Source organism: Primorskyibacter flagellatus (genome assembly GCF_048268605.1).
Taxonomy (GTDB): Bacteria; Pseudomonadota; Alphaproteobacteria; order Rhodobacterales; family Rhodobacteraceae; genus Primorskyibacter; species Primorskyibacter flagellatus.
The window spans coordinates 102,545-124,126 of the sequence record NZ_JBLWVF010000001.1; the positions used below are offsets into that span (position 1 = coordinate 102,545).

A 21,582-nucleotide genomic window follows, 5' to 3' on the forward strand; every position below is an offset into this window, starting at 1 on the left:
ATATTGTTGTCCCGTTCAAGAAAGCGGCTTTTGAAATGTGCCCGCGCCTTTGGGGTGCGGCCGAGCGCATATCGATGGCTGCTGCCAACATCGATTTTCCAGAGATATTAGGAAATTTCGGCGAGAGCCATGTTTTAAGATCGTCAAATGCCCGCTTCGTCTTTTCCTGCCGCAGGGCTACGCGTTCTTCAACAGGTTCGTATCGTGCCTCTTTCCACAGTATGGAGGGCAGAGATGCGCTTGATCGCCTTCTCGGCGCTGCCCGTAGGGCAGTGTGACAGGTTGTGCGCTTCAGCGCGCTCCTTGTGGAAAAACCCGGTTTCCACCGATCCAGACATCACGGATGGCGCGGTCGTCGCCCATCATTATAGTCGGGAACACTGCTTCCCAAATGTCGTTTGCGCGGCGGGATCTCTGCGCGATTGCCGGTGTGGAACTCAGATCCAGAACGCAGATGTCGGCCTCCATCCCCGGTGCCAGAGCGCCAATATGCTCGCCCTGACGCAGGGCTTCTGCCGAACCGGCCGTTGCCAGCCACAACAGAAACGCCGGATGCAAGGGCTGACCGCGCAACTGCGCCACCTCATAGACCGCGCACATCGTGCGGAGCATTGAAAAATCCGACCCGCCGCCGGTATCGGTGGCCAGCCCAATGCGCTGGCCTTCCGCGACAAGGCCGGCCATGTCGAACAGGCCAGAGCCGATGAACGTGTTGGAGGTTGGACAATGCACCAAAGCTGCGCCCACCTCTGCCAGCCGGTCGCGTTCGCGCGGTTCCAAATGTATTGAATGACCGTAAAGCCCGTTTTCGCCCAGCAACCCGTGCATTTCATAGGTATCGAGATAATCGCGCGCCTGCGGGAAGAGTCGTTTTACCCAGGCGATCTCGTCGGTCTGCTCACTCAGATGGGTCTGCATCAGGCAATCGGGGTTCTCTGACCACAATGCCCCCAGTGCCGACAGCTGCTCTGGCGTCGAGGTCGGCGAGAAGCGCGGCGTGATGACATAACCCAGACGGTCCACCCCGTGCCACCGGTCCAGCAACGCGCGGCTTTCGTCATAAGCGCGCTGCGGATCGTCGGTCAGGCCGTCCGGCGCGTTGCGGTCCATGCAGGTCTTGCCGCCCAGCACGCGCATCCCACGGGCCTGCGCCGCCTCGAAGAACGCGTCGACGCTTTGCGGATGCACGGTGCAAAAGCTGCACACCGTCGTGGTGCCATGTGCCAGCAACAAGTCAAGATAGCGACCGGCGATCTCTGAAGCATAGGCGGGATCGCCAAAACGCATCTCTTCGGGAAAGGTATAGCTGTTGAGCCAGTCGATCAGCCGTTTGCCCCAGCTTGCGATCATCGCGGTCTGCGGATAATGCGCATGCGCATCGACAAAGCCGGGCAGGATCAGCGCATCGCCATAAGCGATTTCCTCGGCATCCGGGTGGGCGGCACGCAGCTTTGACGCGGAACCGGTCGCCACGATCCTCCCGCCCTTGATCAGCACGCCCCCCGCACTGTCGTAAATCGCTGCGCCCTCAGGGCTGGTCAGGCCGGGGCGGGCGTTGAATGTCAGGGTCTGCCCGGTCAAGAGGGTTGTTGCGGTCATGGTGCGGTTCCTTTTCCGAAACACCGTAAAATGCGTTGTTCCAAAGGTAAATCTCTGCAATGTCTGTTGTTCGCGACGTCAATCAGATACCATCTATTCAACACCAAACCGAGGGGGCGCATGTCTGAAGAAACCGAGGACCTGATCCCCGAGACAGAATCAGAAGAGCAGGCATACTCGCTGGAAAAAAAGGCGATCGCGGCGATCCTCTATGCTGTCGATGTCGAGGACCGCGAACAGCTTGTCGAACTGCTGGAGCCGCTGCATGCGGCAGATATTGCCGACCTTCTTGAACAAATCAATCCGTTCGACCGGCGCCGTCTGATCCTGCTTTATGACAAGGAATTCGACGGCGAAATCCTGTCCGAACTGGATGAGGTGATCCGCGAAGAAGTGATCTCGATCCTCAAGCCGGATGTGCTTGCCGATGCCGTCCGCGAGATGGACAGCGACGATGTGGTCGATCTGCTGGAGGATCTCGAAGAGACCCAGCACGACGCCATTCTGGACGCGCTGGAGGATTCCGACCGGGATGCGGTGCAGCGGTCGCTGAACTATCCGGAATATTCTGCCGGTCGCCTGATGCAGACCGAGGTGGTGATGGCACCCGAGCATTGGACGGTGGGCCAGGCGATCGACTATCTGCGTGGCCAGGACGACCTGCCGGAGCAGTTCTACCATGTGATCCTCGTCGATCCGCGCTTGCATCCGATTGGCAATGTCACGCTTGGCAAGATCATGGCGTCACGACGCGACGTGCCCCTGCGCGATCTGACAGAGCAGATGTTCCGGGTCATTCCGGTGACGCAGGATGAGGGCGATGTTGCCTATGCGTTCAACCAGTATCACCTGATTTCGGCACCTGTTGTCGATGATGAGGGCCGTCTGATCGGTATGATCACCATTGACGACGCGATGACCGTTCTGGACGAAGAGCATGAAGAGGACATCCTGCGTCTGGCCGGTGTTGGCGAGGAATCGAGCCTGTCGGACAGGGTGCTGGAAACCACGCGCCAGCGGCTGCCATGGCTGGGGGTCAATCTGGTGACGGCGGTGCTGGCCTCGCTGGTGATTGCCCAGTTCCAGGGCGCGATTGCAAGCCTTGTGGCGCTGGCTGTTCTGATGCCGATTGTGGCCTCGATGGGGGGCAATGCGGGCACGCAATCACTGACCGTCGCGGTGCGCGCTCTGGCAACCAAGGACCTGACCGGGGCCAACGTCTGGCGAGTGCTGCGACGTGAAGTGCTGGTCGGGCTGATCAACGGGCTGATCTTTGCGCTGATCATGGGGATCGTGGGTCTTGTCTGGTTCGGTTCCTGGCAGCTTGGTTATGTGATTGCTGCGGCCATGGTCATCAATCTTGTGATCGCTGGTCTTGCGGGAACCGCGATTCCGGTGATCTTGCAGCGCGTGGGCGTCGATCCGGCGCTGGCATCGGGGGCGTTCGTCACCACGGTGACGGATATTGTGGGCTTTCTTGCGTTTCTGGGCCTCGCTGTTCTGGTGCTGCTGTGACACTTGCCGAACAAAAGGATGCGGCCCGCAAAGCCGCTTTTGCGCGCCGCAAACAGGCGTTCGACATGCGCGCCCCGGGGCAGGCCGGGGCCCTGTCAGAGGTGCTGGCCGGGTATCGCGGCGTTCCTCTGGCTGGGTACATGCCGATGCGGACCGAGATCGACCCTCTGGCAGCGATGGCCGAAGCCAGCGCCCACGGTCCGGTCGGTGTGCCGGTGATCCGCGGGGCGGGGCAGCCATTGGTGTTCAGCCTGTGGGAGCCGGATTGTGATTTGGCCGATGGGCCGTTCGGGGCGCAGGTGCCCGTAACGGAACGTCTGATGGTGCCGGAGATCCTGATTATTCCTTTGGTCGCGTTCACGCGCAAGGGCGACCGTCTGGGCTATGGTGGAGGGTTCTACGACCGGACGCTGGAGGGATTGTGCGAGCATCGCCCGACGGTGGCGATAGGGTTTGCATTTGCCGCACAGGAAGCGACGGATCTGCCGCTTGAACCGACTGACCAGAAGCTGGACATGATTGTTACCGAGACCGGTATCGTCACGCCCTGATCCGCCGGTCGTGCGTTTCCACATTGGGCGCGCCATGCGCGCACTGGATCAGCGCCGCCCTGCGGGCGACGCCCGGGGCCGGACGCAAGAGCGTCCGGCCCCGGGCGTGTCTGGCGCTTTGCGTCGCTCCGGCGGCCGTGGTCCAGTTGACAATGATGCGACGCAAAAGACGAGGCGGCAGGATTGGCCGCCTCTTGCCCTTCGCGCCGCGCCAGCCTAGGGATCGGGTATGAGAACACTTTTCCTAGGAGACGTGATGGGCCGCGCCGGGCGCACGGCTATCAGCACCGGCTTGCGTCAGTTGCAGGCCGATCTGCGCGTCGATTTCACCGTCGTGAATGGCGAGAACGCCTCCCACGGCATGGGGCTGACTGGCGAACACGCCAAGCTGTTGCTAGAGGCGGGCGCGGATTGTGTCACGCTCGGCGATCACGCCTTCGACCAGAAAGACATGCTGCGTCATATCGAGGGCGAGACGCGTATTCTGAGGCCGCTCAACTTTGCCAAGGGCGCGCCGGGGCGTGGACACGGCCTGTTCACGGATCGGCGGGGCCGCAAGGTTCTGGTGCTTCAGGTTCTGGGGCAGGTCTTCATGAAACGCGCCTATGACGATCCGTTCAGCGCCGTGGACGAGGTGCTGCGCAAGCATCCGCTGGGTGGGCAGGCGCAGATGATTTTGGTGGATATGCATTGCGAAGCCACATCCGAGAAGATGGGGATGGGGCATTACTGCGATGGCCGCGCCAGCCTTGTCGTCGGCACCCATACGCATGTGCCCACGGCGGACGCGCAGATCCTTCCCGGCGGCACGGGGTATCTGACCGATGCCGGTATGTGCGGCGATTACAACTCTGTCATCGGCATGGAAAAGGCGGAACCGATGCGCCGTTTCGTGACCGGCATGGCCAAGGAACGGTTCCAGCCCGCACGGGGCGAGGCGACATTGTCGGGCGTGTTGGTCGAGACGGATGACCGCACCGGTCGTGCGACCTCAATCCACATGATCCGCCGCGGTGGCCGGTTGGAGCCTGCCGCGCCATGACAGGTGCGCTTGCGCTGTCATTTGTCGTGCTGACCCAAGGCGGTGCCGCGGCAGCGCGCAGGCCCCGGCCGCTGATGGCGATGTTGGCCGGAGGCACCGGGCACATGCCGTCCGGGGGGATGTTTTTACAGCAACTGGTTGCGAAAAGTCTGCTGGTCGGCGTAGCGGTTATGCAGCCAAGACCACGCGCGGCGCTTGCCCCCGACCTCGGCACAGGTCAGAATGCAGTCTGAAAACAAGAGCGGGGGCCGGGCAGGCTGATGCAACTCTTCGAATTGTCGCAAACCGGACAAGCCATGTTTGCCCTGGCTGTCGTGGCGGCCATGTTCGTGCTGTTCCTGCGTGAGACCTACCCGACAGAGGTGGTGGCCATTGCGGGGGCGTCGGTCATGTTGGCCACCGGCGTTTTGCCCTATGACGACGCGCTCGCCGTGTTGTCCAACCCCGCACCATGGACGATTGCCGCGATGTTCATCGTGATGGGTGCGTTGGTGCGCACCGGCGCGCTGGAGGCGTTCACCTCTCTCGCTGACAAGCAGGCGCAAAAGAACCCGCGGTTGGCCATTGGCATGATGCTGGCCTTCGTGCTGGCCTCTTCTGCGGTTGTATCCAACACGCCTGTGGTCGTGGTGATGATCCCGGTTTTCGTGCAACTGTCGCGCACCTTGGGCATTCAGGCCTCGAAGCTGCTGATCCCGCTCAGCTATGCGGCGATCCTCGGAGGCACGCTTACCCTGATCGGGACCTCCACCAACCTGCTGGTCGACGGCGTTGCGCGCTCTGCCGGGCTGGAACCGTTCAGCATCTTCGAGGTCACGCCGCTTGGCCTGGCGCTGGTGGCCTGGGGGATGTTCTATCTGCGCTTTCTGGGGCCGATCCTGCTGCCCGATCGCGACAGCATGGCGATGATGCTGTCCGACAAAAGCCGCATGAAATTCTTCACCGAGGCGGTGATTCCCCCCGACAGCAACCTGATCGGCCGCGAAGTCACCGGCGTGCAGCTTTTCAAACGCGAAGGGGTGCGGCTGATCGACGTGGTGCGCGGCGACACCTCGCTGCGCCGCGATCTCAAGGCGGTCACGCTTCAGGTTGGCGACCGCGTGGTGTTGCGCACGCAGATGACTGAAATTCTCAGCCTGCAATCGAACCGCGAACTCAAGCGTGTGGATCAGGTCTCGGCGGTAGAGACGTCGACGGTCGAGGTGCTGATCACGCCGGGCTGCAAGATGGTCGGGCGCAGCCTTGGCGCGTTGCGTTTGCGCCGTCGCTACGGGGTCTATCCTCTGGCTGTGCACCGTCGGAACCAGAATATCGGTCGTCAGCTTGACGAGTTGGTGGTGCGCGTCGGCGACACGCTGCTTCTGGAAGGCGCGCCTGCCGACATCCAGCGGCTTGCCAGCGAGATGGAACTGGTGGATGTGACCAAGCCCTCGGCCCGCGCCTTCCGCCGCAACCACGCCCCGATTGCGATCATCGCCCTGTTCGGTATCGTGATCCTTGCGGCTTTCGGCATCGCGCCAATCCTGATGTTGTCCGTTTTTGCCGTGGCGATGGTGTTTCTCACCCGCTGCATTGACGCGGATGAGGCGTTCTCCTTCGTTGACGGACGGTTGCTGTCGCTGATCTTCTCGATGCTCGCGATAGGCGCGGCGCTTCAGGCATCCGGCGCGGTAGAGCTGATCGTGAGCGGCGCGGCGCCCTATATGGGGATGCTGCCGGGGCCGCTGCTGATCTGGGCGATTTATCTGCTGACCTCAGTTTTGACGGAACTGGTGTCGAACAACGCGGTGGCCGTGGTGGTTACGCCGATCGCCATCGGTTTGGCGCAGGCGCTTGGCGTCGATCCGCGACCGCTTGTCGTGGCGGTGATGATTGCCGCGTCCTGTAGCTTTGCCACGCCTATCGGGTATCAGACCAATACGCTGGTCTACGGGCCGGGCGGATACCGCTTTACCGACTTCATGAAGGTGGGCATCCCCCTGAACCTGTCGGTGGGTCTGCTCTCGGCACTGCTGATCCCGCTGATCTGGCCGCTATAGGGGTCAACTGCTTGACGCAAGCAATCGCCTGGTCGGTCAGTTAAATTCAACGCGGGGGAGACCATGCGCCAGCATGGGCGGGGGCAGCGCCCCATCTGCGTGTACGCAAAAATGAACCCTGTGTGCGCGGCACGCGCACTCCGTCAGATCAAACCTTGTCAGGGCGTGAACGGCCAGACAATCATCAGTACCGGCAGTGTGACCGCGACGATAAGGATCTCCAGTGGCAAGCCCATGCGCCAGTAATCGCCAAACCGGTAACCGCCGGGGCCAAGGATCAACGTGTTGTTCTTATGCCCGATCGGCGTCAGGAACGCCGCAGAGGCAGCCACCGCCACGGCCATCAGAAACGGATCAGGCGACACGTCCAGCGTCCGCGCCATTTCGATCCCGACGGGGGCGGCGACAATGGTGGTGGCAGTGTTGTTGAGAACATCCGACAGGGTCATGGTCACCACCATCAACACGCCAAGGATCATCCAGGGTGCCCAGCCTTCGGTCAGTCCGACCAGGCCGTGTGCGATCAGCTGGGTGCCGCCCGCATCCTCCAGCGCCGCGCCTAGCGGGATCATGCTGCCCAAAAGGACCACAACCGGCCATTCAATATGATCGTAAATCTCTGCCAATGGCAGAATACGCGCCAGAACATAACCGATCACGACCAGCCCCAATGCGACAGGAAGGTAGACCAGCCCGAATGATGCCGCCGCCACGGCGGATCCGAACAGGCCGATCGCGATCCATGTCTTGCGATCCTGCGTCACTGCAAGCCTGCGGCTGGCAAGCGGCAGGCAGCCGAGATATGTCACCACGTCGTCGGCAGTTTCGCGCGGCGCAAGCAACAGAAGAATGTCACCGGGCCGGATCTCGGTCTTGCGGACCTGACGGCTGAGGCGTCGGCCCTGCCTCGAAATGCCCATCAGCACGGTGCGCTGCCGCCAGGCCAGCCCAAGGCTTTGCATCGTGCGCCCGACAGGGGGAGAGTTTTCCGGGACCACGACTTCTATCAAGCGCAGCCCGTCACCCTCGACCTCCAGCAGCTCTTCGCGCCGCGTGTCGGAAAAATCGAGCTTCAGGGCAGAGCGGAATTCGTCCAGCGCTTCGGGGGTTGCCTCCAGTACCAGCGCGTCCTGCGCCCGCAGCGGCGTGTTGCCTTGCCGCCCGTAACGGCGTTCGCCGTCGCGGATCAGGCCAAGCATGGCGACATCGGAGGCCTCCGCTTCGGGGCGCAACTCGTTCAGGCGTTTGCCGATGAGGGGGCTGTCATCCGGCACTGTCAGTTCGGCGACATATTGCTGAAGATCGGCGGCGCGGGCACCGGTGGCACCCCGGTCCGGGACAAGGCGCCAGCCAACAAGCGCCACAAAAAGCAGCCCCGCGATCGCGGCGGCGGCACCGACCGGAGCAAAATCGAACATTCCGAAAGGCGTGCCCAGCGTCTGTTCGCGGATCGTTGCGATGATGATGTTGGGGGGCGTTCCGATCAAGGTGACCATGCCGCCGAGGATCGTGGCAAAGCTGAGCGCCATCAGAGTCTTCCCCGGTGCGCGCCCCGCCTTATGGGCGGTCTGCATATCCACCGGCATCAGCAAGGCCAGCGCGGCCACATTGTTCATAAAGGCCGACAATACGCCACCCACAGCCCCCATGATCGCAATATGGGACGCGACATTGCGGGTGCTGTCGATCATCGTCCGGGTGATCAGATAGACTGCGCCGGAACGCACCAGTCCGGCCGAGACGATCAGCACAAGCGCCACGATCAGCGTGGCGGGATGGCCAAATCCGGAAAACGCCTTTTCAGACGGCACAAGCCCCAGCACGACGGCCAGCATCAGGCCCGCGAACGCGACCATGTCATAGCGAAACTTTCCCCACAGCAGCAGGCCGAAGATTGTGCCGAAGAGCGCGAAGAGCAGGATTTGATCCGTTGTCATCCAGCATACATAGAACGCGGCCGGGGCGCTGACCAGAGAGCGCCGCAACGGGCGGTCTTGCCCAACGCCCCGCTGCTGTCATATAGACAGCCCGATAAACCCCAAACGCGCAGATTCAGGTAGGAACCACATGGCCGGCCATTCAAAATGGGCAAATATTCAGCATCGCAAGGGACGTCAGGACGCTGCACGGTCCAAACTTTTCTCCAAACTGTCCAAAGAGATTACCGTAGCCGCCAAGATGGGCGATCCCGATCCCGAGAAGAACCCGCGCCTGCGGCTGGCGGTCAAGGAAGCCAAATCGCAATCCGTGCCCAAGGATGTGATTGATCGCGCGATCAAGAAATCCCAGGCGGGCGACAGCGAGGATTACGAAGAAATCCGCTATGAAGGCTATGGCCCCAATGGGGTTGCGGTGATTGTCGAGGCGATGACCGACAATCGCAACCGGACCGCGTCCACCGTGCGGTCCACCTTTACCAAGAATGGCGGCAATCTGGGCGAGACCGGCTCTGTCGGGTTCATGTTCGAACGCAAGGGCGAAGTCACCTATGCCGTGGAGGCCGGAGATGCCGACACGGTGATGATGGCCGCGATCGAGGCCGGGGCCGAGGATGCGGAATCATCTGAGGATGGCCATGTGATCTGGTGCGCCGATACCGATTTGAACGATGTCGCGAACGCGCTGGAGGCGGAACTGGGCGAGTCGGAATCGACCAAGCTGGTCTGGCGACCGACAACGACCACCGAACTGGATCTGGACGCCATGCAGAAGCTGATGAAGCTGGTGGACGCGCTGGAAGATGATGACGATGTGCAGCGCGTGACGACGAATTTCGAAGCCTCCGACGAGGTTATGGCGCAGCTTTGACCTTTATGCGCGAGCGGGTTTGACCTGATTGGGTGCCCGTTCCGGGCACGCAGTTTGGTTGGCGTCGCCTCCGGCACCGCGCTGGCTCTTGTGGTGAGAGATCCGCGTCTTTGGGAGGCTGCGGGCCTGTTGATCTGACAGAGAAGGCGCAAGCGGAACATGATGAAGTCGGCGGTTGCTGGATTCTCCTTGGGGCTTTCCTTGATACTGGCGATTGGCGCACAGAATGCCTTTGTTCTGCGCCAAGGGCTGCGGCGACAGCATGTGTTTGCTATCGCGCTGACCTGTGCGCTGTCCGACGCCGTGCTGATCGTGGCGGGCGTGGCCGGGTTTGGTGCCTTGATCGAAACGATGCCCGCCCTTGGTGCGACGATGCGGTGGGGCGGCGCGGTTTTTCTGTTTTTCTATGGTGCGCGCGCTTTTGGGGCAGCGTGGCGCGGCGGCGAGGTGCTGGAGGCCGGGCGGGGCGCAGGATCGCTGCGTGCGGCCCTTCTGACATGCCTGGCACTGACTTGGCTGAACCCGCATGTTTACCTTGATACGGTGGTCTTGTTGGGGTCTGTGTCCGCGCAATACGCGGCCTGGCCGTTTGGCATCGGCGCGGTGACGGCTTCCTTCGCCTTTTTCTTTGCATTGGGCTATGGCGCGCGCTTGTTGGCACCAGTGTTTGCCCGGCCGATGGCGTGGCGGGTGCTGGATGCGTTGATCGGCGTGATCATGTGGGCCATAGCCGCGACCTTGGTATCGGGCTGACGCGGACCGAGCGGTGGGCCTGCAAATGGTGCCGCAGAATTTTGCGGGACGCGGTTGTTTCGCCTTGAACACGCCCGCATGGCAGGGTCTGTTGCGCGCCATGACACAGGCTGATCAGAATATCTACAAGGGTGCGTTCCTGATGCTTCTAGCAGGGCTGTGCTTTGTCGCTGTGACTGCACTGGTCAAGCTGTTGGACGGGCGGGTGCCGGCCTCTGAGGCGGCGTTTCTGCGCTATATCATGGGGGTGGTGCTGTTTCTGCCGATGCTGCGCGGCGTTCTGAGAACGCAGTTGACGGGGCGACAATGGCGGTTGATCGGGATGCGCGGCATCGTGCATGCAGTCGGGGTCAGCCTGTGGTTCTATGCGATGACCCGCATCCCGTTGGCGGAGGTGACGTCGCTGGGCTATCTCACGCCCGCCTTTGTGACCGTTGGTGCGGTCTTTGTGCTGGGCGAACGGTTGGCGGTGCGGCGGGTGCTGGCAGTAGTCTGTGCATTGCTGGGCGCGCTGGTGATCGTGCGTCCGGGATTCCGGGCGTTGGAGCCCGGTCATCTGGCGATGCTTGCCACATCCGTGTTTTTTGCGATCAGCTATCTGACAGCGAAGATCCTTGCCGATGAGGTGCCTGCAACGCTGATCGTGGCAACCCTGTCGGTTTCGGTCACGATCGGGCTGGTGCCGCTGGCCTGGCCGGTCTGGGTGACGCCGGATGGCTATGCGCTTTTGGTGCTGTTCGGGGTCGCCTGCGCGGCGACCTTGGGGCATTTCCTGATGACGCTGGCCTTTCGGGAGGCACCGATCACCGTGACGCAGCCTGTGACTTATCTTCAGCTTGTCTGGGCGGTTGCGTTGGGCGCGCTGGTCTTCGCGGAGCCTGTCGATCTGTGGGTGATTTTCGGCGGCTCGATCATTCTGGCTGCGGTCAGCTTTATCACATGGCGCGAGGCGGTCCTGAAACGGCGCCCGTTGACCCCGGTGTCGACAGCGACCAAGCTTTGACCTTTCCGTAGTATCGGCAGCGGCGCTTCTGACCACATGCCAGAGGACACGCGCTCGTCAGCGGGGCAGTTTTTCCGCCGCTCAGTTCACCTCATATGGCAGGGTGTCGCGGTGATGCGGGCTGATGGTCAACCGCCGCTCCAGCGGGGGAACAGAGCGTTGATGGCACTTCGTGCGCTCGCAGATCCGGCAGGAAATGCCTATTGGCTCAAACGCTTTGTCCTGCGACAGATCCTGCCCATCGGCATAGACCAACTGCGCGGCATGGGCGACCTCGCACCCAAGTGCTATGGCGTAGCGCCGCACCGGCGCGCCGTAATGCCCGCCGGGTTTCGAGACATCCCGCGCCAGCGAGACATAGCGCACGCCGTCCGGCGTTTCGGCCAATTGCCGCAAGAACCGGCCCGGCGTCTCGAACGCCCGGTGGACGTTCCATAGCGGGCAGGCACCGCCAAACCGCGCAAATTGCAGCCGCGTGGCCGAGTGACGCTTGGTGATCGTGCCTGCCTGATCCACCCGCACAAAGAAGAACGGGATGCCGCGCGCCTGAGGGCGTTGCAGCGTGGACAGCCGGTGCGCCACCTGTTCCAGCGAGGCGCCAAACCGGGTCGCCAGCAGTTCAAGATCGTGCCGGACCTCTTGGGCCTCGGTCAAAAAGGCGGTGTAGGGCATCAGCGCGGCGCCCGCGAAATAGTTGGCCAGACCGATCTTGGCGATTGATCTGGCCTCTTCTGACTGGAACCGCGCCAGATCCAGTGTCGCCTCCAGCAACTGATCCTGATGCAGCAGCGCCACCTGAAGCAGCATCTGGAAGGTCTGTGTCGCCGGTGCTGCCAACGCTGACAGTGTCAGTGTGCGCGTATCCGGATCGAAATGTCGCAACGGGCCGACGCGGGCATAGCGCACCGTGACACCGTTGCGCTCCAGCCGGATCTGGGTGCCGGTCCGCATGTCGCCATGTTCCAGCGCGAGGCCCGCGAATTTCTCTGCCGCGCGGTCCACGGCGTCGATGTAATTGTCGCAATAATGGAAAAAATCGCGCACCTCTTCCCAAGGCGACGGGCGAAGCTGTGCACCTTCGCGGCCCAACGCCTCGTCAAGGCTGGCCAGCCGTTCGTGGGTCTGGCGATAGGCGCGGTGCAGTTCCAAGAATGCACGGGCCAGCGCCGGGGCATTCGATGCTGTCAGCCGCAAATCGGCCAGCGGCGGTGTGGCATCGCTGAACACCGGATCGGCCAGCGCTTCGCGCATATCCGACACCAGCCGTTCGGAATCGCCCTGCGCCAATTCGGTGACGTCAAAGCCGAACTGTTGAACCAGTGCCAGAACCACGGTGGTGGACACCGGGCGGTTGTTGTTCTCCATCTGGTTGAGATAGGGCAAGGACACGCCCAGCTTGGCAGCAAAGTCCTTTTGCGTCAGTCCCATACGGGTGCGCAGCTCGCGCAGTTTTGCGCCGGCATACAATTTCTGCGTCGCCATCTTGTCGCCCTTTGCGGATTAGCAATAGGCGGATGCTAGCTTTGCAAAGTCAACGCTGCAAGGCTGCCTCTATAATGGCTGGGCAAAGACCTTCCGTTCGCGCCGGATCACCAGCAGGATCGAGCACACGGCAAGCACGGAGGTCGCGAACTGGATCAGCAGAAGCGGCCACGCCCCCCATTCCGGCACAAGCAAAGCACCGGCCAGCGCTGACAACGCCGCGCCCATGCCGATCTGAAACGATCCCCCAAGGCCGGACGCGGTGCCGGCCAGATGTGGGCGCACCGACAGCAGGCCCGCCGTGGCGTTGGGAAGGCTCAGACCGTTGCCGATGCCGACAAAGGACATCGAACCGAAGAAAACGAATGCATTGCCCAGGCCCACTGCGAAAAGGATCAGCGCCAGTCCAATACCAAAGGTCACGCAAAGGCACCCCCACAGGATCAGCTTGTTGATACCGAACCGGGTGGCAAACCGCGCGGTGAAGAAATTGCCGGCGAAATAGCCCAGGGCGGGAAAGCCGAAAAACAAGCCAAGCTCTGACGGGGAAAGCCCGAAGACGACCGATCCGACAAACGGCGCGCCGCCGACATAGGCAAAGAACGATCCCGAAGAAAACCCAGCCGCCATCGCATAGCCCCAAAAGCGCGGCGATCTTGTAAGCTCTGGGTATTCGCCGAATTGCTGGCGCAGTGTCAGCCCGCTGCTTTGCGCGGTCTCGCCCAGATCGCGCCATGCCAGAACAAACAGCGCAAGGCCAAACCCCAGCAGTAGCCAGAAGTTTGCCTGCCACCCCAAGAATTCGTCCAGCACGCCGCCGATCATCGGGCCGATCATCGGCACGACCGACATGCCCATCGTGACATAGCCGATCATCGAGGCGGCCCGGTCCTGTGGGTACATGTCGCGAACCACGGCCCGGCTGAGAACCATGGCAGTTGCGATCACCGCCTGCATCATCCGAAAGCCGAGAAACACCCAGATATTGGTCGCGATCAGACAGCCAACCGTGGCCACGCAGAACAATCCGACCCCGAACAGGATGACCTTGCGCCGCCCCAACGTGTCCGAGATCGGGCCGATGACCAGTTGAAGTCCCGCGTTCACTGCCAGATACACCGCGACTGAAAGCTGCATCAGACCGTATTCGGTGTCGAAATACTCGGTCATCTTCGGCAGCGACGGCAGAAAGATGTTCATCGCAAGCGCCGCCATGCCCGAAAGCAGGATCAATGTAGAGATGTGGGGCGGGGTTGCGCGGTCCAGGTAACGGACCTGTGTCAGAGAATTCATTTCTCATGGGGTACGCCGTGGATCGAGCCTTGTCCATTCTGAATCTGCACAGATCTGTTCAGTTTGCTTATTTGCAGTTAGCTTTGCTGTCGGTTTTCAAGATTTGCAAATTTGCGGAATAAGGCTTGCTGCGTTTGCAACATGCTGTATTTTCCAGCGAAATGACACATGGGAGCGCCCGATGAAAGATATCCTGCAAGAGCTGGAAGACCGCCGTGCCGATGCCCGCCTGGGTGGTGGGGCAAGGCGCATCGAGGCGCAGCATGCCAAGGGCAAGCTGACCGCACGCGAACGGATCGAGCTTTTGCTGGACGAGGACTCGTTTGAAGAGTTCGATATGTTCGTCGCACATCGCTGCACCGATTTCGGGATGGAAAAGCAGCGCCCTTACGGCGACGGGGTCGTGACCGGCTGGGGCACGGTGAACGGTCGTCAGGTCTATCTGTTCAGTCAGGATTTCACGGTGTTCGGCGGATCGCTGTCAGAAACCCATGCGCAGAAAATCTGCAAGATCATGGATATGGCGATGCAGAACGGCGCGCCGGTCATTGGCATCAACGATTCCGGCGGCGCGCGCATTCAGGAAGGCGTCGCCTCTCTTGCCGGCTATGCCGAAGTGTTTCAGCGCAATATCATGGCCAGCGGTGTGGTGCCGCAGATCTCTGTCATCATGGGGCCGTGCGCCGGTGGGGCCGTCTACAGCCCCGCCATGACCGACTTCATCTTCATGGTGAAGGACAGCTCTTACATGTTCGTGACAGGGCCGGATGTGGTCAAGACCGTCACGAACGAGGTCGTCACGGCCGAAGAACTGGGCGGTGCGTCCACCCATACGAAAAAATCCTCCGTTGCCGATGGCGCGTTTGAAAATGACGTTGAAGCGATGGCCGAAGTGCGCCGCCTGATTGATCTGCTGCCGCTCAACAACCGCGAGAAACCACCCGTCCGCCCGTTTTTTGATGAGCCGGGCCGGTTGGAACCGTCGCTCGATACGTTGATCCCGGAGAACGCCAACAGCCCTTACGACATGAAGGAATTGATCCTGAAAGTCGCGGACGAGGCTGATTTCTACGAGATTCAGGAAAATTTCGCCAAGAACATTATAACCGGGTTCATCCGTCTGGAAGGACAGACCGTGGGCGTGGTTGCGAACCAGCCTATGGTTCTTGCGGGGTGTTTGGACATTGATTCCAGCCGCAAGGCCGCGCGGTTCGTACGCTTCTGCGATGCGTTCGAAATTCCGATCCTGACCTTTGTCGATGTGCCGGGCTTTCTGCCGGGCACAGGTCAGGAATATGGCGGCGTTATCAAGCATGGGGCAAAGCTGCTGTTTGCCTATGGCGAGGCGACGGTGCCCAAGGTCACGGTCATCACGCGCAAAGCCTATGGTGGTGCGTATGACGTGATGGCCTCCAAGCATCTGCGCGGCGATTTCAACTATGCCTGGCCCACGGCCGAGATTGCCGTGATGGGGGCGAAGGGCGCGACAGAGATCATTCGCCGTGCAGATCTGGGCGATGCCGACAAGATCGCAAGCCATGCCGCGGATTACGAGGATCGCTTCGCCAATCCGTTTGTTGCGGCAGAGCGTGGGTTCATCGACGAGGTCATCCAGCCAAGATCAACCCGCCGCAGGGTCAGTCGCGCCTTTGCATCCTTGCGGGGCAAGAAGCTGACCAATCCGTGGAAGAAACACGACAATATTCCGCTTTGATCGGACATGCGGCGGCGATGTACACCGTGGGAATCCTGCGCCTCCGGGGCGCAGCAAGACAGCAATTTTAAGGGCCTCTCCATGTCTCAGCGACCACAGCCTGCTTGCAACGGATCTTCGGGAACTTTCCCGGCGATGCCCGTGTTGGTGGGCAAAGGAGCGTGCCATGACCCGCAACCACGGACCGTCCATCAAGGACGACGAGACCTATCAGGCGCTGCGCGAGGACGGCGCGTCGAAGGAAAAAGCTGCGCGGATCGCGAATGCGCAGGCCAACGACGACATGCATCCTTCGAAGAAAGGCGGCAAGGCAAAGCCATACGAGGACTGGACCCGCGATGCGCTTTACAAACGCGCTCAGGAACTGGACGTTTCAGGCAGGTCAGGCATGAACAAAGCCGACCTGATCGCGGCACTTCGCAACACCTGATCCAGCACGTATCGGCGTGCGAGGCTGATCGTTTTTGCACCGGGGCTTATCGTGCTGAAAAGGGGGCGCGGCGATGAGCAACGGTTGGCACATTTTGCGCGAAGAGGGCCGGTATGTTCTTGCCCGCAGGCTGCCCGCGCGCTTCGATATCGAGGCTGTGAGCGAGTTTCCGCCACTTGACCCTGCGCGGCTCGCCCGGCAGGTTCGGCAGGATGTATGGCGCAAGCTAAAAAGCTTGCGTGGTTTCACGCCTGTGGTAGAGGTGACCCTCGGTCAAACGGGGGTGATCGTGCGTGCTGGGGGCCAAATGGCCAATGGCGCGGCAATTCCCCCTCACGCAAATCAAGATCTTGCGGACCTTCTGTCCGACCCTGCGCATCGCGCGCGGTGGTCCAGATGGGCCGAGAAGAGACGCCGGGGGCGCGCATGAGCATCATGTCCGCCTTACGCAGCCGGCAGGCAGCCGCGGGTACGCCGCGCGGCAAGACGGCCCCGACGGGAGGAGCTTCGAAAGAAGGTCGGGGCTGTCTGCTAATCTCTGCAAACTTTAGGAAAGTCAGACATTTGTCGGGTCGACTGGCGGGTTTTTACATGTCGGCACTGCTGATGTCTGTCGGTTCGGTACAGGCGGCAAGCGGCGATCCTGTCGATCTGATTTTGCCGTCCGGTCAGTCCGTGATTTTTCACGAAGCACTTCAAGAAGATCAGCAGGAAGGGGCGGGGCATGTTTACCGGTTCCGTTTCGTGGCCCATCAGATCGCGGCAGGGCCAGACGCGCTAAGCTTTGATGACGTGGCGCAGGACATGCAGGTGCTTTGCCAGGCGTTTGCGCTTCCAAATCTTGACAGGCTGGATGCCACGCCGGACCGCATCATTGTCAGCTTGTCGGAACAGCCGGTTGATTTCGGCGTCATGTCGCCTGATCACATACAATATTTCGAAGCCTATATCATCGAAGACGGTCGCTGCACCTGGGAGATATATTGATGTATAAACAAGATGTTGCGCGTCTAAATGCATGTGGATTTGGTGTTGCTGTCTTTGCAACGCATGCCGCTGACGCGTTACCGGCCATGTATCTTTTTGTCGCGCGGTTTGATATTCTCGGGAACGGATGCAGCTTTGCAGCCGTTATACACAAACGAGGGCGTGTAGGATCAAAGGATTCTGCCGCATTCATTGAAATTGGCAGGAGAATCAGATGTCCAAGAGCATCAAACTCGTCGCAATGTTTGGCTTCGTCGCCGCAATCTCGGCCTGCGCACCTGCGCAGGAAGAATATGTCGTCGTCGATCCGGAACCCATTTCGACAGAGCCGACCTACACCGGTAAATACAAGTAATCGCTTGGCGAAGCGGGCCATCAGGCCCGCCTCGCCCCAGCCCACATACCGCGCCTCTGCGATGACGGAGGGGTGGGCATGCTGAAGCATCGCGGCTTTCCGGGGCGTCTTCCCGGTTCAGATTTCCAGTTTACTGTCCGTCGTGCAAATTCTAAGGGAGCGTCGCCACTAGTGCGCCGCGAACGCTATGCTGATCGCCGTGCGCCGGACCGCCGCGCCGACGAGGCATTTCTGGCGGCTTTGTGGGAGCATTTCGGCACCGAGCCGTTCGAACGGGGCAACCTGGACGCGGGACGTTTGGGGTGGCTTTTAGGTCGCGAGGTCAAACCAGTAGGGGATGACTTCGATCCCACAGACTATGAGGCGCTTCTGGTCATCGACGAAGCCGTTGCCCGCGCATCCTTTCCGCAAGCATTTGACGAAGGCGAGTGGGCATGAATCCGCTCACCTTAGGGTGGAATAGGCGGCTTTGCGCTGACCTGAGCGGTTTTGAAGAAACCTGCTTGGCGATGGCGGTTCTTCGGCGCAGTGTCCTCGTATTGCGAGAGGGCGGCATTTCGATGCAACCCGATCACCGTTACCCTTCCCCTATCGGGCGGCGAGGTCTTCCCCAAGGCCTGCCGCCCGTTTTTTGTTTGGGTGATGATGAGTTTAAACCTTTGCATTGGCAAGGTTTTGCCTATGCGGGGTCATTATCGGCTTTGTGTTGGAACAAGCTGGCGCGCTCCTGTGTTATCCTCCGGAACAAAGGTGAAGGAGACAGGACATGTTCGCGAACACAATCAAATGGGTCGTTTTGGGGGCCGGTATCATCGGTCTTTCGGCCTGTGGCGACACGCTTGGTGAACAGGCGATCATCGGTGGTGGCGCGGGGGCTGCGGGTGCTGTCGTCACGGATGGCGATCCGCTTACCGGCGCGGCTGTGGGGGCTGCGGCAAACGTCGCCTATTGCCGAACCTACCCGAACCGCTGCTGATCGGTATGCTGCCCGTGCGGCGTTCATCGGAACACCCGCACCACAGGGTGTTGCGAAGGCGCGGCTGACAGCGCAGCGCGCGATAGAGAGAAATAATTCCAAGGCCGTTCGTGCAGTCAATTGCACGGGCGGCCTTTTTCATGCCGATACCGCAGGTCAGGCCTGCGCTACACTACAGTGAAGGGACCGGAGATGTTCAAGAAGATCCTGATCGCCAACCGTGGCGAGATTGCCTGCCGAGTCATCAAGACTGCCCGCAAGATGGGCATCAAGACGGTGGCGATCTATTCGGATGCGGATCGCAACGCGCTGCACGTCAAGATGGCGGATGAGGCGGTTCATATCGGGCCTGCTCCGGCCAACCAATCCTATATCGTGATTGAAAAGGTCATGGACGCGATCCGCCAGACCGGTGCCGAAGCCGTGCATCCCGGCTATGGTTTCCTGTCCGAAAACCCCAAATTCGCAGAGGCGCTGGAGGCTGAAGGCGTGGCCTTTATTGGGCCGCCGGTGGGGGCCATCAAGGCGATGGGTGACAAGATCACCTCGAAAAAGCTGGCGCAGGAGGCGGGCGTTTCGACGGTGCCCGGCTATATGGGCTTGATCGAGGATGCCGAAGATGCGGTGAAAATCTCCAATCAGGTCGGCTATCCGGTGATGATCAAGGCCAGCGCCGGTGGCGGCGGCAAGGGCATGCGGATCGCCTGGAATGATGACGAGGCCCGCGAAGGGTTTCAGTCCTCGAAGAACGAGGCCGCCAACAGCTTTGGCGATGACCGTATCTTCATCGAGAAATTCGTGACCCAGCCGCGCCACATTGAAATTCAGGTGTTGGCGGACACGCATGGCAATGCGGTCTATCTGCATGAACGGGAATGCTCGATCCAGCGCCGCAACCAGAAAGTCGTCGAAGAGGCACCTAGCCCGTTCCTGGACGAGGCCACCCGCAAGGCAATGGGCGATCAGGCCGTGGCGCTGGCGCAGGCCGTGGATTATGCCAGTGCGGGCACCGTGGAATTCATCGTCGATGGCGAGCGGAATTTCTACTTTCTTGAAATGAACACCCGCTTGCAGGTGGAACATCCGGTGACCGAACTGATCACCGGCGTTGATCTGGTGGAGCAGATGATCCGTGTCGCGGCGGGCGAGAAACTGTCCTTTGTTCAGGATGACCTCAAGATCAACGGCTGGGCCATCGAAAACAGGCTTTATGCCGAAGACCCGTATCGCGGGTTTCTGCCGTCAATCGGGCGACTGACCCGCTATCGTCCACCCGAAGAGCATGCCGATGCCTACTCTGCCGTGCGCAATGACACGGGCGTTTTCGAGGGCGGCGAAATCTCGATGTATTACGATCCGATGATTGCCAAACTGTGTACATGGGCACCCACGCGCGAGCAGGCCATTGAAGAAATGCGCGTCGCGCTGGACAGTTTCGAGGTCGAGGGGATCGGGCACAACCTGCCGTTCCTGTCGGCGGTGATGGACCATCCGAAATTCACCAGCGGCGATATGACCACGGCCTTCATCGAAGAGGAATACCCCGAAGGGTTCGAGGGCGTGACCCTGCCCGAAGCCGATTTACAGCGTATCGCTGCGGCTGCGGCGGCGATGAATCGGGTGGCCGAGATCCGGCGCGCGCGGGTATCGGGCCGGTTGGACAACCACGAACGCCATGTCGGGGAAAAGTGGAATGTCGCGTTGCAGGATGTCGATTACGATGTCGTCGTCTCTGCCGATCCGAAGGGTGCCACGGTGACGTTCGACAATGGCGATGCGCTGCGGGTTTCGGGCAAGTGGACGCCGGGTGATGCGCTGGCGCGCATGTCGGTGGATGATACGCCGCTGGTGCTGAAGGTCGGCAAGATCTCGGGCGGGTTCCGCATCCGCAGCCGGGGTGCCGATCTGAAGGTTCATGTGCGGACACCGCGCCAGGCCGAACTTGCGCGATTGATGCCGGTGAAAATGCCGCCGGACACGTCAAAGCTGTTGCTTTGTCCGATGCCGGGCCTGATCGTGAAGGTCGATGTCGAGGTCGGACAGGAAGTGCAGGAGGGCCAGTCGCTTTGCACTGTCGAAGCGATGAAGATGGAGAACATCCTGCGCGCCGAGAAGAAGGCCATCGTCACCAAGATCAACACCGCCGCTGGCGAGAATCTTGCCGTTGATGACATCATCATGGAGTTTGAATAAACCGCCATGTTCAGGCCGGGCCAGATAGTCGCGTCACCGCAGGCATGTGGGTGGTTTACAAGCGTCAGTGCCGACGCGGCGCGCGATGGCCTGACATCTTGGCCGCCGCCTGTTTTGTCGCGTGTGTTTCGGTGCCAATCGACATCTGAAAACGTCGATTGGCACCGTCAGGCGACGGCGCTACAGGCCGCAAGAGCCCTCTGTCACGGCCGGGCCGGGTGCCGGTCGCGGATTTCCTGCCGGCGCGTCGGAAACTTGTCGATCGAGCGGGTGATTTCCCGAACACTCCACGGCAGCGGTTTGCGTAGCTTGACGCCGCCATCCTTGCCGAGGATCGCAAGCATGAAGCCGCGCGGCCGCAGCTTTTGCCGCGCGGGGCTGGCGGTGGAGGCATCGGTGTCGGTCAGCACCACGACATCGCGCAACGCCAGATCGTCGATCCGCTCATTGATGAACTGCATCTGCTGGACATACCGGGGGTCGGCGGAACTGTCGGCAAAGACGATGATGGGCCGCTTGATCCACAGATACTCTGCCAGGTCGACTCCTTCGGCACTGCGCACCAGCGGCAATTCTTCGGTCTCGGGCGGGTTCAGCAACAGCTCTTGCGCCACCTCTTCCGCGGCGGCGGTGATGGCGGGGCTGATCGCCAGAGCGGTCGCGAAAATCGCGGAAAAGAGCTGTCGGGAAAGGGTCATACTTACTCCTGTAACTAAGGAATATAGGACCTTGCGCCACCATTGCGAAGGTCGCAACCCATGCAAGCCGCGAAAAACTTTCCGCCAATCGCTTCGCCAGGGATCCGCATAGCGGATCCCGGCAGACATATTGCAAGAGGACAA

20 protein-coding genes are annotated in these 21,582 nt (G+C 61.0%); 15 read left to right on the top strand and 5 right to left on the bottom strand.

Annotated features, from left to right (window positions below; translation table 11 throughout):
* Window positions 1-291: 291 nt before the first annotated feature.
* On the bottom strand, window positions 292-1,599 hold the full coding sequence (guaD, locus tag ACN0WV_RS00490; protein ID WP_417602942.1) for a guanine deaminase: 1,308 nt from the start codon (window positions 1,597-1,599) through the stop codon (window positions 292-294).
* A gap of 120 nt (window positions 1,600-1,719) precedes the next feature.
* Between guaD and mgtE the strand changes: the two genes are divergently transcribed.
* The 5 genes from mgtE (at window position 1,720) to ACN0WV_RS00515 (ending at window position 6,746) form a co-directional block, all read left to right on the top strand.
* Window positions 1,720-3,114: a magnesium transporter gene (gene mgtE, locus ACN0WV_RS00495; RefSeq protein WP_084352599.1), complete on the top strand. Its 1,395-nt coding sequence runs from the start codon at window positions 1,720-1,722 to the stop codon at window positions 3,112-3,114.
* Window positions 3,111-3,665, top strand: coding sequence for a 5-formyltetrahydrofolate cyclo-ligase (locus ACN0WV_RS00500; RefSeq protein ID WP_417602945.1), 555 nt, complete (start codon window positions 3,111-3,113; stop codon window positions 3,663-3,665). Before mgtE ends, ACN0WV_RS00500 begins: the two co-directional genes overlap by 4 nt.
* A 229-nt stretch (window positions 3,666-3,894) precedes the next feature.
* A complete protein-coding gene (locus ACN0WV_RS00505; protein WP_417602947.1) occupies window positions 3,895-4,707 on the top strand; it encodes a TIGR00282 family metallophosphoesterase in 813 nt (270 codons plus the stop codon).
* Window positions 4,704-4,940, top strand: a complete 237-nt coding sequence (locus ACN0WV_RS00510; protein WP_417602950.1) for a hypothetical protein — start codon at window positions 4,704-4,706, stop codon at window positions 4,938-4,940. The genes ACN0WV_RS00505 and ACN0WV_RS00510 overlap by 4 nt, the downstream gene beginning before the upstream one ends.
* A gap of 27 nt (window positions 4,941-4,967) precedes the next feature.
* Window positions 4,968-6,746 carry an SLC13 family permease gene (locus ACN0WV_RS00515; protein ID WP_417602952.1) on the top strand — a complete coding sequence of 593 codons (1,779 nt, stop codon included), beginning with the start codon at window positions 4,968-4,970 and terminating at the stop codon, window positions 6,744-6,746.
* 158 nt (window positions 6,747-6,904) lie between these two features.
* Here the strand turns inward: ACN0WV_RS00515 and ACN0WV_RS00520 are convergent, their stop codons facing one another.
* A complete protein-coding gene (locus ACN0WV_RS00520; protein WP_084352733.1) occupies window positions 6,905-8,683 on the bottom strand; it encodes an SLC13 family permease in 1,779 nt (592 codons plus the stop codon).
* 130 nt (window positions 8,684-8,813) lie between these two features.
* Between ACN0WV_RS00520 and ACN0WV_RS00525 the strand changes: the two genes are divergently transcribed.
* The 3 genes from ACN0WV_RS00525 (at window position 8,814) to ACN0WV_RS00535 (ending at window position 11,310) form a co-directional block, all read left to right on the top strand.
* Window positions 8,814-9,554: a YebC/PmpR family DNA-binding transcriptional regulator gene (locus tag ACN0WV_RS00525; RefSeq protein WP_084352589.1), complete on the top strand. Its 741-nt coding sequence runs from the start codon at window positions 8,814-8,816 to the stop codon at window positions 9,552-9,554.
* Window positions 9,555-9,716: 162 nt separating this feature from the next.
* Complete coding sequence (locus ACN0WV_RS00530; protein ID WP_417603808.1) at window positions 9,717-10,307, top strand: LysE/ArgO family amino acid transporter; 591 nt, start codon at window positions 9,717-9,719, stop codon at window positions 10,305-10,307.
* A 100-nt stretch (window positions 10,308-10,407) separates the two neighbouring features.
* Window positions 10,408-11,310, top strand: coding sequence for a DMT family transporter (locus tag ACN0WV_RS00535; RefSeq protein ID WP_232824859.1), 903 nt, complete (start codon window positions 10,408-10,410; stop codon window positions 11,308-11,310).
* 81 nt (window positions 11,311-11,391) lie between these two features.
* Here the strand turns inward: ACN0WV_RS00535 and ACN0WV_RS00540 are convergent, their stop codons facing one another.
* Both ACN0WV_RS00540 and ACN0WV_RS00545 read right to left on the bottom strand, forming a co-directional pair.
* Window positions 11,392-12,792, bottom strand: a complete 1,401-nt coding sequence (locus ACN0WV_RS00540; RefSeq protein ID WP_417602955.1) for a helix-turn-helix domain-containing protein — start codon at window positions 12,790-12,792, stop codon at window positions 11,392-11,394.
* A gap of 69 nt (window positions 12,793-12,861) precedes the next feature.
* Window positions 12,862-14,085, bottom strand: coding sequence for a multidrug effflux MFS transporter (locus ACN0WV_RS00545; protein WP_417602957.1), 1,224 nt, complete (start codon window positions 14,083-14,085; stop codon window positions 12,862-12,864).
* Between the two features lie 181 nt (window positions 14,086-14,266).
* On the opposite strand from ACN0WV_RS00545, the gene ACN0WV_RS00550 reads away from it, so the two are divergent.
* The 7 genes from ACN0WV_RS00550 to ACN0WV_RS00580 all read left to right on the top strand — a co-directional run bounded on the left by ACN0WV_RS00550 (window position 14,267) and on the right by ACN0WV_RS00580 (window position 20,740).
* Window positions 14,267-15,799 carry an acyl-CoA carboxylase subunit beta gene (locus ACN0WV_RS00550; protein ID WP_417602959.1) on the top strand — a complete coding sequence of 511 codons (1,533 nt, stop codon included), beginning with the start codon at window positions 14,267-14,269 and terminating at the stop codon, window positions 15,797-15,799.
* A 166-nt stretch (window positions 15,800-15,965) separates the two neighbouring features.
* Entirely contained in the window at window positions 15,966-16,229 is a 264-nt protein-coding gene (locus ACN0WV_RS00555; protein WP_417602962.1) for a DUF7218 family protein, read from the top strand.
* A gap of 591 nt (window positions 16,230-16,820) precedes the next feature.
* Window positions 16,821-17,216, top strand: a complete 396-nt coding sequence (locus ACN0WV_RS00560) for a DUF6497 family protein (protein ID WP_084352730.1) — start codon at window positions 16,821-16,823, stop codon at window positions 17,214-17,216.
* A 214-nt stretch (window positions 17,217-17,430) separates the two neighbouring features.
* Window positions 17,431-17,571, top strand: a complete 141-nt coding sequence (locus ACN0WV_RS00565) for a hypothetical protein (protein WP_179141450.1) — start codon at window positions 17,431-17,433, stop codon at window positions 17,569-17,571.
* Window positions 17,572-17,649: 78 nt separating this feature from the next.
* Window positions 17,650-18,009, top strand: a complete 360-nt coding sequence (locus ACN0WV_RS00570) for a hypothetical protein (protein ID WP_084352575.1) — start codon at window positions 17,650-17,652, stop codon at window positions 18,007-18,009.
* A gap of 328 nt (window positions 18,010-18,337) precedes the next feature.
* The gene (locus ACN0WV_RS00575; protein WP_084352571.1) at window positions 18,338-18,547 is read left to right on the top strand and encodes a hypothetical protein; all 210 of its coding nucleotides are present in this window, start codon (window positions 18,338-18,340) and stop codon (window positions 18,545-18,547) included.
* A 192-nt stretch (window positions 18,548-18,739) separates the two neighbouring features.
* Window positions 18,740-20,740, top strand: coding sequence for an acetyl-CoA carboxylase biotin carboxylase subunit (locus ACN0WV_RS00580; RefSeq protein WP_084352569.1), 2,001 nt, complete (start codon window positions 18,740-18,742; stop codon window positions 20,738-20,740).
* A 203-nt stretch (window positions 20,741-20,943) separates the two neighbouring features.
* On the opposite strand, the gene ACN0WV_RS00585 is transcribed toward ACN0WV_RS00580, so the two are convergent.
* Window positions 20,944-21,438, bottom strand: coding sequence for a DUF4174 domain-containing protein (locus ACN0WV_RS00585; RefSeq protein WP_417602965.1), 495 nt, complete (start codon window positions 21,436-21,438; stop codon window positions 20,944-20,946).
* Between the last annotated feature and the right edge of the window lie 144 nt (window positions 21,439-21,582).

Bases quoted from the DNA above. Each gene is read 5' to 3' on its own strand.
- ACN0WV_RS00545 (WP_417602957.1), bottom strand. From the start codon at position 14,085: ATGAATTCTCTGACACAGGTCCGTTACCTGGACCGCGCAACCCCGCCC.
- ACN0WV_RS00535 (WP_232824859.1), top strand. From the start codon at position 10,408: ATGACACAGGCTGATCAGAATATCTACAAGGGTGCGTTCCTGATGCTT.
- ACN0WV_RS00540 (WP_417602955.1), bottom strand. From the start codon at position 12,792: ATGGCGACGCAGAAATTGTATGCCGGCGCAAAACTGCGCGAGCTGCGC.
- ACN0WV_RS00505 (WP_417602947.1), top strand. From the start codon at position 3,895: ATGAGAACACTTTTCCTAGGAGACGTGATGGGCCGCGCCGGGCGCACG.
- ACN0WV_RS00510 (WP_417602950.1), top strand. From the start codon at position 4,704: ATGACAGGTGCGCTTGCGCTGTCATTTGTCGTGCTGACCCAAGGCGGT.
- ACN0WV_RS00575 (WP_084352571.1), top strand. From the start codon at position 18,338: ATGTTCGCGAACACAATCAAATGGGTCGTTTTGGGGGCCGGTATCATC.
- mgtE (WP_084352599.1), top strand. From the start codon at position 1,720: ATGTCTGAAGAAACCGAGGACCTGATCCCCGAGACAGAATCAGAAGAG.
- ACN0WV_RS00555 (WP_417602962.1), top strand. From the start codon at position 15,966: ATGACCCGCAACCACGGACCGTCCATCAAGGACGACGAGACCTATCAG.
- ACN0WV_RS00560 (WP_084352730.1), top strand. From the start codon at position 16,821: ATGTCGGCACTGCTGATGTCTGTCGGTTCGGTACAGGCGGCAAGCGGC.
- ACN0WV_RS00570 (WP_084352575.1), top strand. From the start codon at position 17,650: ATGCTGAAGCATCGCGGCTTTCCGGGGCGTCTTCCCGGTTCAGATTTC.
- ACN0WV_RS00525 (WP_084352589.1), top strand. From the start codon at position 8,814: ATGGCCGGCCATTCAAAATGGGCAAATATTCAGCATCGCAAGGGACGT.
- ACN0WV_RS00585 (WP_417602965.1), bottom strand. From the start codon at position 21,438: ATGACCCTTTCCCGACAGCTCTTTTCCGCGATTTTCGCGACCGCTCTG.
- ACN0WV_RS00550 (WP_417602959.1), top strand. From the start codon at position 14,267: ATGAAAGATATCCTGCAAGAGCTGGAAGACCGCCGTGCCGATGCCCGC.
- ACN0WV_RS00565 (WP_179141450.1), top strand. From the start codon at position 17,431: ATGTCCAAGAGCATCAAACTCGTCGCAATGTTTGGCTTCGTCGCCGCA.
- ACN0WV_RS00520 (WP_084352733.1), bottom strand. From the start codon at position 8,683: ATGACAACGGATCAAATCCTGCTCTTCGCGCTCTTCGGCACAATCTTC.
- ACN0WV_RS00580 (WP_084352569.1), top strand. From the start codon at position 18,740: ATGTTCAAGAAGATCCTGATCGCCAACCGTGGCGAGATTGCCTGCCGA.
- ACN0WV_RS00530 (WP_417603808.1), top strand. From the start codon at position 9,717: ATGAAGTCGGCGGTTGCTGGATTCTCCTTGGGGCTTTCCTTGATACTG.
- ACN0WV_RS00515 (WP_417602952.1), top strand. From the start codon at position 4,968: ATGCAACTCTTCGAATTGTCGCAAACCGGACAAGCCATGTTTGCCCTG.
- guaD (WP_417602942.1), bottom strand. From the start codon at position 1,599: ATGACCGCAACAACCCTCTTGACCGGGCAGACCCTGACATTCAACGCC.